This is a genomic window from Pectinatus brassicae, assembly GCF_014201835.1.
Classification (GTDB): domain Bacteria; phylum Bacillota; class Negativicutes; order Selenomonadales; family Selenomonadaceae; genus Pectinatus; species Pectinatus brassicae.
The window spans coordinates 16307-34051 of sequence record NZ_JACHFH010000031.1 but is presented as its reverse complement, the minus strand read 5'-3'; the positions used below and the strand labels follow the sequence as shown (position 1 = coordinate 34051).

Annotated in this window: 16 protein-coding genes and 1 rRNA gene; 12 read left to right on the top strand and 5 right to left on the bottom strand. The window is 36.7% G+C overall.

The genetic code is table 11. The annotated features are described in order from the left end of the window. Positions 1-91: ribosomal RNA gene (gene rrf / locus HNR32_RS10820) — 5S ribosomal RNA — on the top strand; the annotation flags it as partial. Positions 92-468: 377 nt separating this feature from the next. On the opposite strand, the gene hemW is transcribed toward rrf, so the two are convergent. From hemW to HNR32_RS10805, 3 genes are all read right to left on the bottom strand, one after another. After that, the gene (gene hemW / locus HNR32_RS10815; protein ID WP_183862544.1) at positions 469-1599 is read right to left on the bottom strand and encodes a radical SAM family heme chaperone HemW; all 1131 of its coding nucleotides are present in this window, start codon (positions 1597-1599) and stop codon (positions 469-471) included. Next, the gene (gene lepA, locus HNR32_RS10810; protein WP_183862542.1) at positions 1599-3392 is read right to left on the bottom strand and encodes a translation elongation factor 4; all 1794 of its coding nucleotides are present in this window, start codon (positions 3390-3392) and stop codon (positions 1599-1601) included. Before lepA ends, hemW begins: the two co-directional genes overlap by 1 nt. A 158-nt stretch (positions 3393-3550) precedes the next feature. Beyond that, positions 3551-4903, bottom strand: coding sequence for an alanine/glycine:cation symporter family protein (locus HNR32_RS10805; RefSeq protein ID WP_183862540.1), 1353 nt, complete (start codon positions 4901-4903; stop codon positions 3551-3553). Between the two features lie 461 nt (positions 4904-5364). Between HNR32_RS10805 and HNR32_RS10800 the strand changes: the two genes are divergently transcribed. Next, a complete protein-coding gene (locus HNR32_RS10800) occupies positions 5365-6360 on the top strand; it encodes a P1 family peptidase (RefSeq protein ID WP_231038220.1) in 996 nt (331 codons plus the stop codon). Between the two features lie 45 nt (positions 6361-6405). Continuing rightward, positions 6406-6981: a hypothetical protein gene (locus HNR32_RS10795; protein ID WP_183862538.1), complete on the top strand. Its 576-nt coding sequence runs from the start codon at positions 6406-6408 to the stop codon at positions 6979-6981. Between the two features lie 36 nt (positions 6982-7017). On the opposite strand, the gene pfp is transcribed toward HNR32_RS10795, so the two are convergent. Together pfp and sigH are read right to left on the bottom strand one after the other, a co-directional pair. Next, the gene (gene pfp, locus HNR32_RS10790) at positions 7018-8259 is read right to left on the bottom strand and encodes a diphosphate--fructose-6-phosphate 1-phosphotransferase (protein WP_183862536.1); all 1242 of its coding nucleotides are present in this window, start codon (positions 8257-8259) and stop codon (positions 7018-7020) included. A gap of 11 nt (positions 8260-8270) precedes the next feature. Then, positions 8271-9002: an RNA polymerase sporulation sigma factor SigH gene (gene sigH, locus HNR32_RS10785; protein WP_183862547.1), complete on the bottom strand. Its 732-nt coding sequence runs from the start codon at positions 9000-9002 to the stop codon at positions 8271-8273. Between the two features lie 575 nt (positions 9003-9577). Between sigH and radC the strand changes: the two genes are divergently transcribed. The 9 genes from radC to HNR32_RS10740 all read left to right on the top strand — a co-directional run bounded on the left by radC (position 9578) and on the right by HNR32_RS10740 (position 17740). Continuing rightward, complete coding sequence (gene radC / locus HNR32_RS10780; protein WP_231038219.1) at positions 9578-10273, top strand: RadC family protein; 696 nt, start codon at positions 9578-9580, stop codon at positions 10271-10273. A gap of 165 nt (positions 10274-10438) precedes the next feature. After that, positions 10439-11473 carry a rod shape-determining protein gene (locus HNR32_RS10775; RefSeq protein WP_183862534.1) on the top strand — a complete coding sequence of 345 codons (1035 nt, stop codon included), beginning with the start codon at positions 10439-10441 and terminating at the stop codon, positions 11471-11473. Between the two features lie 21 nt (positions 11474-11494). After that, complete coding sequence (gene mreC, locus HNR32_RS10770) at positions 11495-12409, top strand: rod shape-determining protein MreC (protein WP_183862532.1); 915 nt, start codon at positions 11495-11497, stop codon at positions 12407-12409. Then, positions 12406-12897: a rod shape-determining protein MreD gene (gene mreD, locus HNR32_RS10765; protein ID WP_183862530.1), complete on the top strand. Its 492-nt coding sequence runs from the start codon at positions 12406-12408 to the stop codon at positions 12895-12897. The genes mreC and mreD overlap by 4 nt, the downstream gene beginning before the upstream one ends. 48 nt (positions 12898-12945) lie before the next feature. Further along, positions 12946-14796 carry a penicillin-binding protein 2 gene (gene mrdA, locus HNR32_RS10760; RefSeq protein WP_183862528.1) on the top strand — a complete coding sequence of 617 codons (1851 nt, stop codon included), beginning with the start codon at positions 12946-12948 and terminating at the stop codon, positions 14794-14796. A 105-nt stretch (positions 14797-14901) separates the two neighbouring features. Next, positions 14902-15552, top strand: coding sequence for a septum site-determining protein MinC (gene minC / locus HNR32_RS10755; protein ID WP_183862526.1), 651 nt, complete (start codon positions 14902-14904; stop codon positions 15550-15552). Positions 15553-15556: 4 nt separating this feature from the next. Beyond that, complete coding sequence (gene minD, locus HNR32_RS10750; protein WP_183862524.1) at positions 15557-16345, top strand: septum site-determining protein MinD; 789 nt, start codon at positions 15557-15559, stop codon at positions 16343-16345. A 13-nt stretch (positions 16346-16358) separates the two neighbouring features. Then, positions 16359-16652 (top strand): cell division topological specificity factor MinE, encoded by a 294-nt coding sequence (gene minE, locus HNR32_RS10745; protein ID WP_183862521.1) that lies wholly within the window; start codon positions 16359-16361, stop codon positions 16650-16652. 101 nt (positions 16653-16753) lie between these two features. Further along, complete coding sequence (locus HNR32_RS10740; protein WP_183862519.1) at positions 16754-17740, top strand: lysylphosphatidylglycerol synthase transmembrane domain-containing protein; 987 nt, start codon at positions 16754-16756, stop codon at positions 17738-17740. Positions 17741-17745: the final 5 nt, after the last annotated feature.

Below are 17745 nucleotides of genomic sequence, written 5' to 3'. Positions count from 1 at the left end.
ACCTGTTCCCATTTCGAACACAGTAGTTAAGCATCCACAGGCCGAAAGTACTTGGGGGGCAGCCCCCTGGGAGGATAGGATGTTGCCGGTTAGAAAGCGTCTATGATTTTAGTTAAACTATTGTCATAGACGTTTTTTTATTGCCTGAAAAAATATATACAAGAAAATATAAAGCAGTGGGGATAAACACATTGTTCATGCTGCTTATTTTTGTGCGGCTATTTAAGTGTTAACGTGGGAGTGTGTTCCTCATTTTATTCGCTATGCGTATCGAGGATCTTATTGCTTTAGCACTTAGATCCTCATGTATGTTGATAAATATTAGAGCTGCTAATTATCCACAGAAGAATAGGGATATTCCCAGAAAAACTGTGGATAAAATAAGAAATATATAGAATTATCCATAGTTTTTAATTTTATAGAATATTTTAGCAAAAAAAATAGCTGCTAAAATAGCAGCTAAAAATATTATAATAGAAATCCCTCAAAGACGATATTGCCATATTTCATACCTAGTGGTGTAAGTTTTATAAAATTGCCAGTATCAATTAATAAATTTTTAGTAATAAAATTGTGGATAACTTCTTTATAGAGGCTGTAAATATCACAGTTAAATGTTTGCTGAAACTTATTTTTATTTATGCCCTGGGTAGTGCGTAAAGCAAGAAAACAAAATTCCTCGATCCAATTATTCTTATCTAAAATTTCTTCCTGTTGATAAGTAAAATGCTTATTAGTAGCTTGTTGAATATAATTATTAACATTATGTGTATTATACAAACGTTTTTGCTGGTAATAGGAGTGAGCGGCACAGCCAATGCCAATATAAGCTTTATCCTGCCAATAGGCAGTATTATGACGGCTTTCAAAGCCTTTTTTAGCAAAATTGGATATCTCATAGCGCTCAAAATTATTTAACGGCAGAAAGGCATTTATATAGTCATACATTTTTTCCACAGAATCTTCATCAGGTAATAATAGATGACCAGATTCATGCATACTGTAAAAAGGAGTATTTTCCTCTAGTTGCAAGCCATAGATAGATATATGCTGAACAGCTTTATTAACAGCCCAATTGAGGCTTTCTTCTAACATGGACATTGTTTGATCGGGCAGTCCATACATTAAATCGACGCTTATATTTTTAAAGCCAGCTTTTTGAGCGTTATTTATAGTGGTATCAGCATCATGATTGCTATGAATACGTCCCAGTGTTTTTAGCAGATTATCTTGTACCGCCTGAATACCAAAGCTTAGTCTATTAAAGCCAATTTTTTTCAGGCCAAGTAGATATGCCATATCTACTGTTCCGGGATTAGCTTCAAGGGTAATTTCACAATTATTATTAATAGTAAAATTAGTATAGATACTGTTTACAATGGCACTAATAATTTTTATTGGCATCAGTGATGGTGTGCCACCACCAAAATAAATTGTATCAATATTTATTGGGCCTAATTCTTCGTGACGCTGAATAATTTCTTGTAGTACAGCCTGTCCATATTTTTCATACAAAGATGAATCTGCCGCTATTGAGGGAAAATCACAATAGCGGCATTTTTGTTTGCAAAATGGTATGTGCAGATATAATGAATACATTAGTCTACTTTTAAAATAGCCATGAAAGCTTCCTGCGGAACTTCTACGCTGCCGACAGATTTCATGCGCTTTTTACCTTCTTTTTGTTTTTCGAGTAATTTACGTTTGCGGGAAATATCACCACCATAGCATTTTGATAATACATCTTTACGCATGGCACGTACTGTTTCACGAGCAATTATTTTATTGCCGATAGCAGCTTGGACAGGAATTTCAAACATCTGGCGAGGAATAATTTCTTTTAGCTTTTCTGCCAATTGGCGTCCGCGAATTTGGGCACGGTCAATATGGACAATTGTGGATAAAGCATCAACCATTTCACCGTTTAAGAGAATATCTAGTTTTACCAGCTTGGACTGCTGGTAGCCAGCTAATTCATAGTCAAGTGATGCATAGCCGCGTGTCATCGATTTTAATTTATCAAAGTAATCATAGATTATTTCATTTAGAGGAATATGGTAAGTAAGCATTACACGGCTATCAATATAATCCATACTGATAAATTTACCGCGTTTGTCCTGGGAAATTTCCATTACAGCGCCGACATAATCATTGGGAACAATGATGGTAGCTTTTACAAAAGGTTCTTCCATATGCTCAATTTCGGTTGTTTCTGGTAAATCAGTAGGGTTGGATACGGTTATCATTTCACCATTGGTTTTATATATATGATAAATAACACTAGGAGCAGTTGTAATTAATTTTAAGTTATATTCACGTTCGAGACGTTCCTGAATTACATCCATATGAAGTAATCCTAAAAAGCCGCATCTAAAGCCGAAACCAAGGGCAATAGAAGTTTCTGGCTCAAAAACAAGTGCAGCATCATTTAACTGTAATTTTTCCAAAGCATCTTTTAAATTGTTGTAGTCAGCACTGTCAACAGTATAAAGACCGCAATAAACCATAGGCGTCACACCACGATAGCCAGACAGTGGTTTATCGGTCGGATTGGCGGCAGCTGTTACTGTATCACCGACGCGTACATCACGTACATTTTTCAGGCTGCCGGCAATAAATCCAACCTGACCTGATTCTAATGAGTCTACTGCATAAGGCGTAGGAACAAAGCAGCCGATATCAGTTACATCAAAGGTTTTTCCTGTAGACATCATTTTTAATTTCATACCTGGTTTTATGCAGCCTTCGAAGATACGAATATGGGCAATAGCACCTTTATAAGCATCAAAATAGGAGTCGAAAATGATAGCCTTTAGTGGTTTATCGTTTTTATCGGCAGGAGCGGGAATTTTGGCAACGATTTGGTCTAAAATATTTTCAATGCCGATACCAGTTTTAGCACTGCATAATACAGCATCACTGGCATCAAGCCCGATGACATCCTCGATTTCCTGTTTTACACGATCGGGATCAGCACTAGGCAGATCAATTTTGTTGATGACAGGAATGATTTCCAAATCGTGTTCCAGTGCTAAATAGACATTAGCCAGGGTTTGGGCTTCAACACCTTGGGCAGCATCGACAATTAATAGAGCACCTTCGCAGGCAGCTAGACTGCGGGATACTTCATAGTTAAAATCAACGTGACCCGGGGTGTCAATTAAATTGAGTTCGTATATTTCTCCATCTTTTCCTCTATAGTTTAAGCGTACTGTTTGGGCTTTTATAGTAATACCACGTTCGCGTTCCAGATCCATGCTGTCGAGAATTTGACTTTCCATTTCTCTTTCGCTTAGAGTACCAGTTAGTTCTATCAATCTGTCAGCGATAGTTGACTTTCCATGGTCTATATGGGCGATAATCGAAAAATTTCTAATATGTTTTGCGTCCAATTTTATGACCCTTTCTTAATTAAATAATCTTATAGATATTCTCATTATAACGAATTTATATATCTTTGTTAATATCTTTTAGAATATTTATATATAAAAATAGAAAAGACAGGATAATTCCCGCCTTTTCTATTTAGCTTTTTTATATTTAATATAAATTATTTGTTGTTAGTCTCTTTTATATGATTTAAGTATTTTTTTGTTTCAGCAGCTATTACACCAGATAGACCAATAAGGGCAATTAGATTTGGTATTGCCATAAGGCCGTTTACAATATCAGCAATAATCCATATTAAATCAAGTTTCAAAAAGGCTCCAGAAGCTACGAGAAGGATAAAGATTATGCGATAGGCAATAATACTGTTCATGCCAAATAGATATAAACAGGCACGTTCACCATAATAGTTCCAACCTAAAATAGTTGTAAAAGCAAATAGGGCTAAAGAAACAGTAAGAAAATGACCACCGAATAAACCTAATGCGGATGTAAAGGCACTATTAGTCATAGCCGCACCTACAGCATCACCGTTCCAAACACCAGTTAAGACGAGAGTTAAGCCAGTCATTGTACAGATAATGATAGTATCAATAAATGTACCAGTCATAGAAATAAGTCCCTGTTCACTTGGCCAGTTGGTTTTGGCAGCAGCAGCAGCAATTGGCGCAGAACCTAAGCCGGATTCATTAGAGAAAACACCACGGGCAATCCCGTTCTTCATTGCCATCATAATAGTAGCACCTAAGAAGCCGCCGCTGGCAGCAGTAGTAGTAAAGGCTGAATGAATAATAGTTATAACGGCAGCTGGAATTTGTGATGCATGTATGATTAATATTAAAGCAGAAATTATAAGATAAAGAACAGCCATAAAAGGTACAATAGCCGAAGCTGCTCGGGAGATACTTTTAATACCACCTAAAGTTATAGCCGCTACGAGAATCGTAATAACAGCATCAGTGATGTATTTATTAACACCAAATGATAATTCAACACTGTCAACAATGGCATTTACCTGAGGGAATGTGCCAATACCGAAGAAGGCAACTAATATACAGCTGGCTGCAAAAAAGATTGCCAGTGGACGCCATTTTTTTCCTAGACCACGTTCGATATAGTACATCGGGCCACCAGCAATTTGACCCTTCTCATCAATCGTGCGGTATTTTATCGCTAAAAGGCCCTCACCGTATTTTGTAGCCATACCAAAGAATGCTGCCATCCACATCCAGAAAATAGCACCGGGGCCACCTACCTGAACGGCTGTAGCAACACCAACGATATTACCGGTTCCAACGGTGGCAGCCAAAGCAAGACAAAGTGCTTTAAAACTGCTGACATCACCGTCACCTTTGTTTTTCGCTTTAAAAATAAGACCAAGAGCAGTAGGTAGTCGGAAAACCTGTAATAATTGCAAACGTATTGTCAAGAAAACACCTGTTCCAACTAATAAAACAATAAGAGGTGGTCCCCATAAAAATGAATCAATCTGTTTGGCAATGCTTAATGCATCCAAGATAGTTCCTCCTTAAGATGATAAAATAGAGTATTGGTTCACAAGAAAATATTATTTAAATTTATAAGCAAAACAAAATAATATTTTATATATTATAGTAAAAAAATAATATTTCATTAAGATAATAAATGTGAACGTAAAGTATAATATCATATAAGCATAGTGTTTGGCAAGCCAAATCCACCACTAAAAATCAATTGTAATTTATTATTAATATATTATAAAGAAAAAATAAAATATATATTCTTTAATGTGTATTTTAAAACCAATACAAGTGCAGATAGAAAATGTATAAATGTAAACTGGTATATGGAGAAAATAATCATTAATAAAATGTTTTAATAAATTTTTAATAGCAACTATTTAGAAAGCTGTTGATATAATTAATAAATAGTAGCAGGATTTACCAAAGGTAAGAGGGAAAATATTTATTGATGATTATCTCAAGGGGAGGCCTTGATATGGCAAATATGAGAGAAATAGCTATAACGCAAATAGGAAATATAAAAATAGGTAATATGCAGGATGCAGTAAGTGCTACAGGCTGTACAGTCATATTATGTGAGCAGGGAGCTTGCTGTGGTATTGATATAAGAGGTGGAGGGCCGGCTTCGCGTGAGACAGCATTGCTTAGCCCACTGGCTGCTGCTGATAAAATTCATGCTATATTATTGTCAGGCGGTAGTGCCTTTGGTCTTGATGGTGCTGGTGGAATAATGCAGTATCTGGAAGAAAAGAATATTGGTTTTGATACGGGCTATGGTAAAGTACCATTGGTTTGCGCATCATGTATTTTTGATTTTTCTGTAGGTTTGTCGCAGGTGCGACCGGGTCGTAAGATGGTCTATAAGGCTTGTCAGCAGGCGGAAAAAAATATTATTGAGGAAGGGAATGTTGGAGCCGGTTGTGGTGCTTCTGTAGGAAAATATAATGGTGCAGAGCATATGATGAAGAGCGGACTTGGTGTTTATGCGGTGCAGGTGGGAGAGGTAAAGGTAGGCGCAATAGTAGCAGTAAATGCATTAGGTGATGTTTATGAGCTGGATAGTAATAAAATTTTAGCGGGAATGCTTGATGGCAGTAAAAATAATTTTGCGGATACGGAAAAAAGCATTATTGAAAATAATGAAAAAAAGATTGATTTATTTAGCAGCAATAATACGACAATTGGTGCTATAATAACTAATGCAGCTTTCAATAAAACAGAACTGACAAAAGTAGCAGCAATGGCACAAAATGGCTTGGCCAGAACAATACGTCCGGTACATACTATGGTCGACGGGGACAGCGTATATGCTTTATCAGCAGGAACATTGTCCGCTGATATAAATTCAGTGGGGACTTTAGCATCTTATGTAATGGCTAAGGCGATTAATCGGGCAGTACTTTCGGCTAAGCCAGCTTATGGTTTAAAAAGTGCCCAGTCTTTTTCAGATAATACGGATTTTGTCAGCTGATATAATAAAAAAATAGGAATAAAAGAAGGGGTCAAATGGGGTATTATGTTCAAAAATAATGACATGTCCGGTAAGCTTATTTTTATAAGCCGGATGAGAATTTTAGCAGGATTGGCTTTGATAGTGCAGCTGATAGCTGTATGCTGGGTTTTAGCTTTTTATTTTTTGTATACAAGTTCGGCAGTAGCTGCGCTATCATTAAGCTGGATGATCTTTATTGGTTTGTTTTTGCCATATAATTGGCCGGGGGCAATTGTATGCGGGCTGCTTAGTATGTTTTTACCGCCTGATGCTGTACTGATAATAACAGCGGCTGTTTACTTTATTGCCATAATTCTTGTAAATCGTGCAGCTTGGCTGCCAAATCCGCAAAATTATGATTTTTTGGTGCGGGGGATGAAAATAGAAATAGCAAAATATATTTTAGTGATGATATTGGGCTGTTTTATGGCTTTAATTGATACGAATGGGCAGATTTTTGTCGGTTATTTAATTATTGCTATTTATGAAATAGGTTCAACAATAAGCATATTTATATTTTATACGTTTTTGCAAAAACTTGATAAAATGGATTATCGGGAAATTTTCCAAATGGATGGGAAAACACCTTATGGTCAATAAAAAAACTCCCATGTGCTATGCCACATGGGAGTTTTGCTATTCAAACAGGTATATATAACGTTTTTTAAATTCATCTAACTTCATTTGATAAAGTTTGGCAACATCAGGATTGTCTAAATCCTCGCGTTCTAATCGCTGCATAAAGCTGCGGGCAATTTTATAGCTTACGGAATCAATATTGACTTTGCGTACAAAGGTTTTTCCTGTAGTTGGATTTTTAAGTTCTTCAAAATACATGGGAACTGAACGGCTGCCTTGAACAGAAATCATGGCACCGGAACCGCCTTTTAACAGGAACTGTACAGCAGAATATCCCAGCATGGTTGTATAATCAATGTCATAGGCAATAGGAGCGGCGCAGCGCAGTTCATAGCCGATTTCCTTGTCAACGATAGATAATTTAATGCCCAAAGAATTCATTTCCTTGACGACAGCTTCTTTTAATATTTCACCAAAATCAAGTTCGGCATAACGAATATGACCATGTTCATCTAGTGAGATATTACCGAATTTTGCAAAATCTTCAGGGGCAATCTTTTCAATAACACCTTCAGCGATAACAGCTACACCATAATTGCGACCAATCATATAACGTTTTATCATAGCACCGACAAGAATGTCTATTAGATGCTGCAAGGTAATTTTATATTGCGGAAATTCTTCGGGAATAATTGTAACAGCTGCACCAGCAGAGCGGCCAATCCCTAACGCTAAATGACCGGCAGTGCGGCCCATGGCAATTGTCAGATACCAGCGATTGTTAGTAGTGCGTGAATCTTCAATAAGATTTTCTATTTCAGTAGTGCCAAAGGCACGAGCTGTTTCAAAGCCGAAGGTAGGAACATTTTCTGGTAAGGGCAGATCATTGTCAATTGTTTTAGGTACATGAACCACATTGATAGGACAGTTTATTTTTTTGGAATATGCGGCAACAGCAGAAGCACTAAAAGCAGTATCATCACCGCCGATTGTCAGTAAATGAGTGACATTAAGAGCCATTAATGTATCAACAACTCGTTTTAAATCGGCTTCATCCTTAGTAGGATTAAAGCGGGACATTTGCAGTATGCAGCCACCAGTTAGATGGATGCGGCTGGTATTATTGTAAACAAGCTCAACGTACTTTTTTTCTCCCTTAGCAAGATAGGAAAAACCTTCATACATACCAAGAACTTTCCAGCCATTGCGCAGTGCCTCAGATGTGACAGAACGAATAACACTGTTTATGCCAGGTGCAGGACCTCCACCGCAGACAATAGCGATAGTTTTTTGCGACATAAAATCACCCCTTATTTATTTTTAGAACTTAAGCTAATATATAAATCATCAAAATGTTTGTTTTGTGCTTTTTTATATAATGGGCGTTCTTCAGCTTTAGCACGACTGGTTATATACTTTTCCAGTTTGCGTTTGACGCGCTGCAGGGCATTATCAATGGATTTTACATGACGTTTTAAATCAACAGCAATTTCCTGATAGGATTTGCCATCAAGATATGACATTAATACTTTCCATTCTAAGTCACTTAGAATTTGTTCCATTTTACCTTCAATAGCCAAAAACTCTTCACGGTTAATCATTAATTCCTCAGGATCACTGACGGTTGTCCCTGATAAAATATCAAGGAGGGTACGATCCGATTCTTCATCGTAAATGGGCTTGTTAAGAGATATATATGAATTTAGAGGAATATGTTTTTGGCGGGTAGCTGTTTTTATTGCTGTAATTATTTGTCGTGTTATACATAATTCAGCAAAAGCGCGAAAAGATGATAATTTTTCATCACGAAAATCACGAATAGCTTTATAAAGACCAATCATTCCTTCTTGAATGATGTCTTCACGGTCAGCACCAATTAAAAAATAGGAACGTGCCCTGACACGAACAAAATTGCGATATTTTTTTATTAAAAAATCCAAGGCATACTTATTTTGTTTGATTTTTATCGAAAACAATAATTCCTCATCACTGAAACTGGCAAGGACATTATCTAATTCAGCTGTATCACAGTTATCCAGCATATTTGTTTTAGGATAGCTATTTTCTTTAGCAAGCACACTTATAGAAAAATTATCTTGTTCATCGTGCTGTATATCCGTGTTGCTATTATCTAAAGAGGCATTTGTAGGATTGTTTTCATTGATATCAGCCATTCGCATCATCTCTCCAGTCTGGAAATGTGAAGATGCTGTAGTTTCATTTCCAATTTATGTAGGTAAAATATATAATATATCTCACTTGAAATTATACAGTAGCACTATATAGTAGTCAAGCTTTGCTAAGGCTTTAGAGTGATTTATTACTATTTTATGAATAATTATACAAATACTAAAAAAAAATAAAAAAAAATTATAAACAAAATCATTTTTTTATGTCAGTATTAAAAATTTTGTAGTATAATTTAATTCTGTCAATAATTAAGGTTATATTAGGAAGTGATAATAGATAATACCAAAAAAAATCTAAAGATTTTATTAATTAGTCGTTGTCTTAATAGACGTTATTTGGTATAGTATTCTTGTTACAGTATGTTTTTTTATAAGTGAAATATTAAAGGCGAAAAGTTTGAACTTGTTGAATGGCTAGAGGTATTATTATGAAAAACACTACTATGGTTCGCGATTTACCTGAGCAGGAACGGCCACGGGAAAAATTAATTGCCCATGGTGTAGAAACATTAAGCAATGCTGAGCTATTGGCTATTTTGCTGCGAGTAGGTACTAAAAATGTTTCTGTTTTGCATGTGGCGGAAAATTTATTGTCATTATATAAGGATAGTGGTTTATCGTCAATTGTTAAATTAGCACCAGCGCAATTAAGCGAAATTGCTGGTGTAGGTCCTGCTAAAGCGGCAACAATATTGGCAGCAATAGAATTAGGCCGACGTATTGCCCAGGAGCCTTTTTACCAAAAGACTGCTGTTACGACGCCGGATGATGCAGCTCGTTATATTATGCCGCGACTGCGTTATGAAACCAAGGAAAACTTTGCTATAATCTTATTAAATGTAAAAAATCAGATATTGTCATTTAAAATAATATCTGTGGGGATATTAAATGCATCATTAGTGCATCCACGTGAGGTATTTGAGGAAGCTTTAAAGAATGCCGCTTCGTCAATCATTTTAACGCATAATCATCCCAGTGGTGATCCTAAGCCCAGCAGTGAAGATATAGCAACGACCCATCGTTTGGTAAAGGCAGGGCAGATAATGGGAATTAATGTAGTGGATCATATTATTGTAGGAAATAATAAATATATAAGCTTAAAGGAACAAGGTCTGATGGATTGAGTAGCTTATTGTAGTGAAATAATCTATTATAGAGCTGAAAACCATAAAGTCAGGGCTATAATATTTTCAACATAGATAATAGTGCTATAACAAAGGTTAATGCTAAATTATAGTTAACACGGTTTTATATTATTATTGAAATTTGAAGGGAGAACGTAGTTTAGAATGTGGAATATTTTTGGCGGTTTTTCTCATGATATGGGAATCGATTTAGGAACAGCAAATACACTGGTGCATGTAAAAGGTAAAGGTATTGTTTTACGTGAGCCATCAGTTGTAGCAATAGATAAAGATTCAAATAATGTATTAGCAGTAGGTGAAGAGGCAAAACGCATGATTGGCCGTACTCCGGGGAATATCGTAGCAATTCGTCCTATGAAAGATGGGGTTATTGCTGACTTTAACGTAACTCAGTCAATGCTTAAATATTTTATTGGTAAAGCAATGAATAGAAGCTCATTTGTTAAGCCACGTGTTGTTGTCGGTGTACCTTCTGGCGTAACCGAAGTAGAAAAACGTGCTGTTATCGATGCTGTTCGTCAGGCTGGTGCTAATGAGGCTTATTTGATTGAAGAACCAATGGCAGCAGCCATCGGCGCAGGTCTTCCGGTAGAAGAAGCAACTGGCAGTATGGTAGTTGATATTGGCGGTGGTACAACTGAGATTGCGGTTATTTCATTGGGCGGTATTGTAACAAGCTGTTCGATTAGAATTGGCGGAGATGAAATGGATACTGCAATTGTTCATTATATCAAAAGAATGTACAATTTAATGATTGGTGAACGTACAGCTGAAGAAATAAAAATCAATATTGGTACGGCTATTTCACCTAGTACGCCTAAAACTATGGAAATCCGTGGACGTGATCTTGTAAGTGGGCTGCCTAAAGTGCTTGAAGTAAGCGATAAAGAAATCGAAGAAGCCTTGCGTGAACCGGTACACAAAATAGTTGAAGCCGTGAAAAATACGTTGGAACACACACCACCAGAATTAGCAGCCGATGTAATGGATCATGGCATTATGATGACTGGCGGAGGGGCATTGTTGTCAAACCTTGATAAACTTTTGAGCAAGGAAACAGGCATGCCTGTTCTTATCGCAGAAGATCCACTTTCTTGCGTTGGTGAGGGAACTGGTAAATCCTTAGGCAATATTGATTTATTAAAACGTGTCATGATGACAACTAAAAAATTACGATAAGAAAAGCGGATATAGATGAGTATGCATACAAATGGCCCGGTGCGGGAAAAATTGTGGCTGCTTATAATAGTATTATTAGTAGTTTTTTGTCTGATATTTTTTTCGGCCAAGGGTAAGGTTAAAATACCATTGACTAACCGTATTGTCATAACATTATTGGCGCCTTTTCAAAGTGCTTCATCAAAATTGGGCAATACCAGCAGTAATGTGATAAAAGGAGTCAATGATTTATTGACTGTTTATCAAGAAAATAAACAGTTAAAGGCTCAGGTACTACAACTGCGTAAACAAAATATGCAAAACAATGAAATAGCTATAGAAAATGAACGTTTGCGCAAGATACTCGATTATAAAAAAATTGCACAGCAGTTCGAGATGAAAACAGCTACAGTTATTGCCAGGGATTCATCTACCTGGGTAAATAATATCGTGGTTAATCGTGGTGCTAACGATGGAATAAAAAAAGATATGCCGGTAGTTACGCCGGCAGGACTTGTAGGCTATGTAATAAAAACATATGATAGTTATTCCATTGTAGCACTTATAACTGATCCACGTGTTGCTGTCGGTGTAATGGTTCAGCGTAATGATTCAAGGGTCGCTGGTATTATAAAAGGCGATATAAATGGTTCTTCGGCAGTTCATATGGAAAATATTCCGCGGTCAGCCGATGTAAAAAAGGGTGACCAGATAATAACCTCAGGATTAGGAGGTATATATCCTAAAGGAATTTTTGTGGGAACGGTAGAAGATGTACAAAACGAATCAGGTGGATTGCTTAAATACGCAGCAGTAAAAACAGCAGTAGAGTTTCAAAAACTCGAAGATGTAATAATAATTGTAAATTCACAGCAAATACCAGCAGAAAAATTAGTTAAACAAATGCAGCAAAATGCTGATGGGCAGCAGGTAGAAAAAGTAGGTGCTAACGAATGAAAAAGGCATTTGCATGGATATTAGTTTTTTTGGTGGTATATATATTACAAAGTTCATTATTATATGCAATTTCATTTGAGGGCAGTAATGCTGATTTGCTTTTATTGCTTACCACCTCAATCGCATTAACACATGGCTTTAAACGTGGAGCTTTTGCTGGTTTTTGTGGGGGATTATTACAAGATATAGCCTCTGGTGCATTTTTGGGCTTTAATACATTGAGTAAGATGATAATAGGCTTTTGCTTTGGACTTATGATTGATAGAATATATGAAGGAAAGATTTTATTGCCTTTGGTGTCCTCAGTCGCGGCAACTGTTGCCAATTATATAATCCTTACTATAATAATTTTTTTATTGGGCTATAATGTAGATATAAGGCAAAATATATATAAATTATTATTGTTTCCGATAATTTATAATCTAATTTTTTCATATTTTGTACATAAATTAGTATGCTGGTTAAAAAATAAAAGTTTTGATAATTAGGACACCCCACAATAGGTGTCTTAATTACTAGATGGGGAGAATAAAGTTTTGGACTCAAAAGATGTGTCAGGCAGATTAAAAGCTTTATCCATCGTTTCAGTATTGATAATATTTGTGCTTATTGCGCGAGTCGGCTATTTGCAAATATATCAGGGCGATTTTTATAAACGGCAGGCAGAGGGAAATAGAATTCGCATTATACCAACAATGGCACCGCGTGGTATAATGTATGACTGTAAAAATAATCCTGTAGTTATAAATCAACCAGGGTTTTCAGTGGCAATATTACCATTGAGCAAAAAAATAAAACCACAACTCATCGAAAATTTATCAGTTTTACTGAACGTGGATAAAAAAGAAATAGAAGACAAGATAAAAAAACATAGTGGTTTTGATCCGATTATGTTAAAAACGGATGTAGGTCCTGAGATATGGACGATTATTGAAGAACAAAAGGAAAAATACCCTGGAGTTGTTATTGAAGCTCAGCCGGTTAGGGATTATATTTATAAGGGAATCGGTGCACATGCCTTTGGTTATGTGGGAGAAATTAATGAACGCGAATTGGAAGCCCATAAAAAAGATAAAGATGACATTTATAAATTAGGCGATATAATTGGAAAGTTTGGACTGGAAAAAATTTATGACCAATACCTGCGCGGTATTTCCGGCGGTGAGCAGGTCGAAGTTGATGTAACTGGTAAACCAGTAGAAATACTTGGGAAGAAAGAGCCTGTTCCTGGTAAGGATCTGCATCTAACTATTGATATGCCGTTGCAATTGGCAGTTGAACAGGCTATAGATGAGCAGCTGCAAAAGATAAATGCCCATGCGGCAGCAGCAGTTGTAATGAATCCGAAGACTGGCGCAATACTGGCAATATCAAGCCGCCCTTCCTTTGATCCTAATAAATTTGCTGGTGGTATTTCCGTAAAGGATTGGAATGAAATAAATAATAATCCTTATCATCCAATGGATAATAAAACGATAAGCGGGGAATATCCACCGGGGTCTGTATTTAAAATAGTAACGGGGACAGCAGCCTTAAACGAGCATAAAGTTACGCCGGAAGAAAAGATTTACGATCCAGGGGTATACTGGCTGGTGCCTAAACATAATGCCGATGGAGAAGCATTAGGCCTCATAAACTTCACGCAGGCCTTAGCCCATTCTGATAATGTTTATTTTTATGAAATGGGACATCGAGTTGGTATAGATACATTGGGGCGTTATGCAAAACTATTTGGTTTAGGGCAAAGAACAGGTATCGATTTGCCTTATGAAGCAAATGGCCTTGTTGCCAGCAAAGAATATAAGCGAAAAGTATATAAACAGGATTGGTATTTATCGGAAACACTCGATGCGGCTATTGGACAGGGCTTTAACCTGGTTACGCCACTGCAGGCTGCTATGGTAATGAGTGAAATTGCTAATGGCGGTACAAGATACAAACCATATTTAGTAGATAGGATAACAAATCCTGATGGCAGTTTATATAAAAAATTCGAACCGATTGTCGAAAGTAAGCTGGATGGTGTTTCACCAGATATAATAACGCTTATTCAACAAAGCTTGTTGGCAGTTACCAAAATTGGTACAGCAGCTTCAACTTTTTCTAATTTTCCTGTACAAATTGCTGGGAAAACAGGTACGGCAGAAAATCCGCATGGTGCTGACCATGGCTGGTTTGTTGCATACGGACCATATAATGATCCACAGGTGGTTGTTGCAGTTATAGTGGTAAATGGCGGTTATGGTGCACAATCGGCAGTGCCGATTGGCAAGAAAATTTTGGAAGCGGCTTTTCATATAACACCGGAACCACCATTAATTGATCAGCAAAAAATGAATGTGGATAAAAATAAAACCATAAAAACAGGGGTTCAGGTTGGGCATTAATTTATACAAGGTTAAGCAGGAAAAAATTGATTTTAAAGCGAAGTTTCATATAGTAATGCCCTTAATTTGCTAATGTAAATATTGGATAATAGGATGTAAAATACTATGAATGAAGTTGTATTTAAAGGCAGTCGATCTGGTTTAAAAATGATTTTAACCAATACAATTGACTTTGCTACAAATGAAAATTTAATACGGCAGAAGCTGGATGCATCATTTAAGTTTTTCGAAAAAGGTACTGTGATACACTTAGACGCCGATTGGCTTAGTGAATTACAAAAAGAGAAATTGGAAAAACTATTTGATGAATATGGCTTGATTTTGCAAAATGCCGAAAATGATGATTCGGCTGAAAATCACGCAACAGCAGATAATGCAAATAGTGATTCAGCGGATAATGGCATGAAAATGCCATTAAAGACAACTGTGATAAATCAAACTATACGAAATGGCCAAGAAGTAATATCAGATGGCTCAGTGGTTATAAATGGAAATGTTAATCCAGGTGCAACGGTAATTGCTGCAGGAAATATTGATATACATGGTGCCTGTCGTGGCATTGTACATGCGGGGGCTTTTGGTAATATAAAAGCTACAGTCTCGGCTAGTTATCTTATTCCCATGCAAATACGAATTGCTGACATGGTTGCGCGGGCACCGGACAAATGTATGTCAAAAGAGGATGCGCCCTATCCGGAGAAAGCTTATGTTAGTGATGGACAAATAATATTGGAGCAATTAACCGGTAGGAGGTAAATGAATGAGTGAAGTAATAGTTATAACATCGGGCAAGGGCGGTGTCGGCAAGACTACAACTACAGCTAATTTAGGAGTAGGTCTGGCTAAACGCGGCTATAAGGTTGTCTTGATTGATACGGATACCGGCCTGAGAAATCTTGATTTACTGCTGGGGCTTGAAAATCGTATAATGTATGATTTGGTAGACGTAGCGACAGGTAAAGTGCCTTATCGAAAAGCTCTGGTCAGGCATAAAAAGCATGATAATTTATTTTTACTGCCAACGTCACAAATACGTGATAAAAGTGCTGTAGATGGTGATCAGCTTGTGGATATTTGCAATCAGATGCGCAGTGAATTTGATTACATACTGATTGACTGTCCCGCTGGAATTGAGCAGGGATTTAAAACCGCAGTAGCAGCTGCTGACTATGCAATTGTAGTAACAATGCCGGAAATATCAGCAGTGCGTGATGCCGATAAAATTATCGGTGAACTCAATCGTGCTGATAAAACACATATAAAACTTGTAGTAAACAGAATACGAAGTCATATGGTTGAAGCCGGTGATATGCTTGATATGTCAGATATCGATGATATATTGGCAATAGAATGTATCGGTCAGGTGCCGGATGATGAAATGGTAGTAACATCAACTAATAGAGGCGAACCTGTTATTTCTAATAAAAAATCATTAGCCGGGCAGGCATATAGTAATATTGTAGGTCGTATTTGTGGTGAACAAATTCCTTTTTTAGACTTGAAAAAAAAGAATTTGTTTGATAAGCTAAAACAAATGTTGCATGTGTAAGGAGGTATATCGCATGTTAAAAGCTGTTATGAGGTTATTTGGTCATGAAGAAGATAAACCATCGGGGAGAGTGGCTAAAGACCGTTTGCGCGTAGTCCTTATACATGATAGGGCTAATATTTCCCCCGAGGTAATAAATCATATAAAAGACGATATCATTAAGGTGATTTCCAGTTATATGGATATAAACCAGCATGATATGGAAATAAGTTTATCTGATGATGAAAATTCAGTGGCACTTTTAGCCAATATACCGGTTAAAAGAATAAGATCGCAAGTAATGTCTTCTCGCAATACAGATAGATAATGTTATACAACAGAGGAAATGGCCTTTTGTTATAAACAAAAGGCCATTTCTTGCGACAAAGCAATAGATTAGTAGTTGCCATAGAAGATAAGGAGGGTTTAATGTTTTATAAACGCCTTATAGTTTTATTACTATTAGTGGGAATTATCTCTTATTGCGTAATATATTTTACGGTAGATATAAATACATTTAGAAATTTACTTGATTTTCAGCCGTGGTCAGTAGGGGCTGCTTTGTGCAGCGTATTGATTGGACTCTTTTTGGATGGTTTGCGGCTGGTTCATTTGGTACGATTATCAGGCGAAAAAATAACGCCTCTGCAGGCAGCTAGAGTAGTTTTTGGCAATTATTTTCTGGCACTGTTAACACCTGGTTTTTCTGGCGGGGCTGTGGCTCAACTGATGTTTTTACGTCATGCCGATATTCCAATGGGGAAAGCAGCTGTTATAGTAGTTGTTAGAACAATAGTATCAATTATGTTTTTATTTGTTTGTATGCCATTTATTTTATTAAAAGATGCCGGAGTATTGCCTTGGATTTCCAATGAATTATTATTATGGTTTTCAATTATAGCAATTACCATAATAGTTTTTATCGTATGGGCAATGGTAAGCGGTACATTTGATAAGGTGGCAGTAGTTATTGCCAGAAAAATATCGTTAAAAAAAGGCCGCAGATTCATGTCTTTTTATCGTGACAATAAAAAAGCCATATTGCTGTTAGCATCGGCACCAGGAGAAATGTTTAAAATATTTATAATTTCCGGGCTGAGTTTATTTGCATTATATGGTGTTGTTCCATTTCTGCTATTGGGGCTGGGGACGCATGTCGACTGGGTATTAGTCATGGGGCGGATGATTTTCTTAAACTTATTTTTGTATTTTTCGCCGACTCCGGGCGGCTCTGGGATTGCCGAAGGCGGCTTTGTTTTATTGTTTAAAACAATAGCACCTAATGGAACAGTCGGGGTAGTAGCTGTTGGCTGGCGATTATTTGCAGAATATCTGCCATTTGTAGTAGGATTTTATTATTCGATAAAATCTTTTGGCCGAGGATTTCTGGGGAAATCATTTTCCAAGAATAAGTAATAATA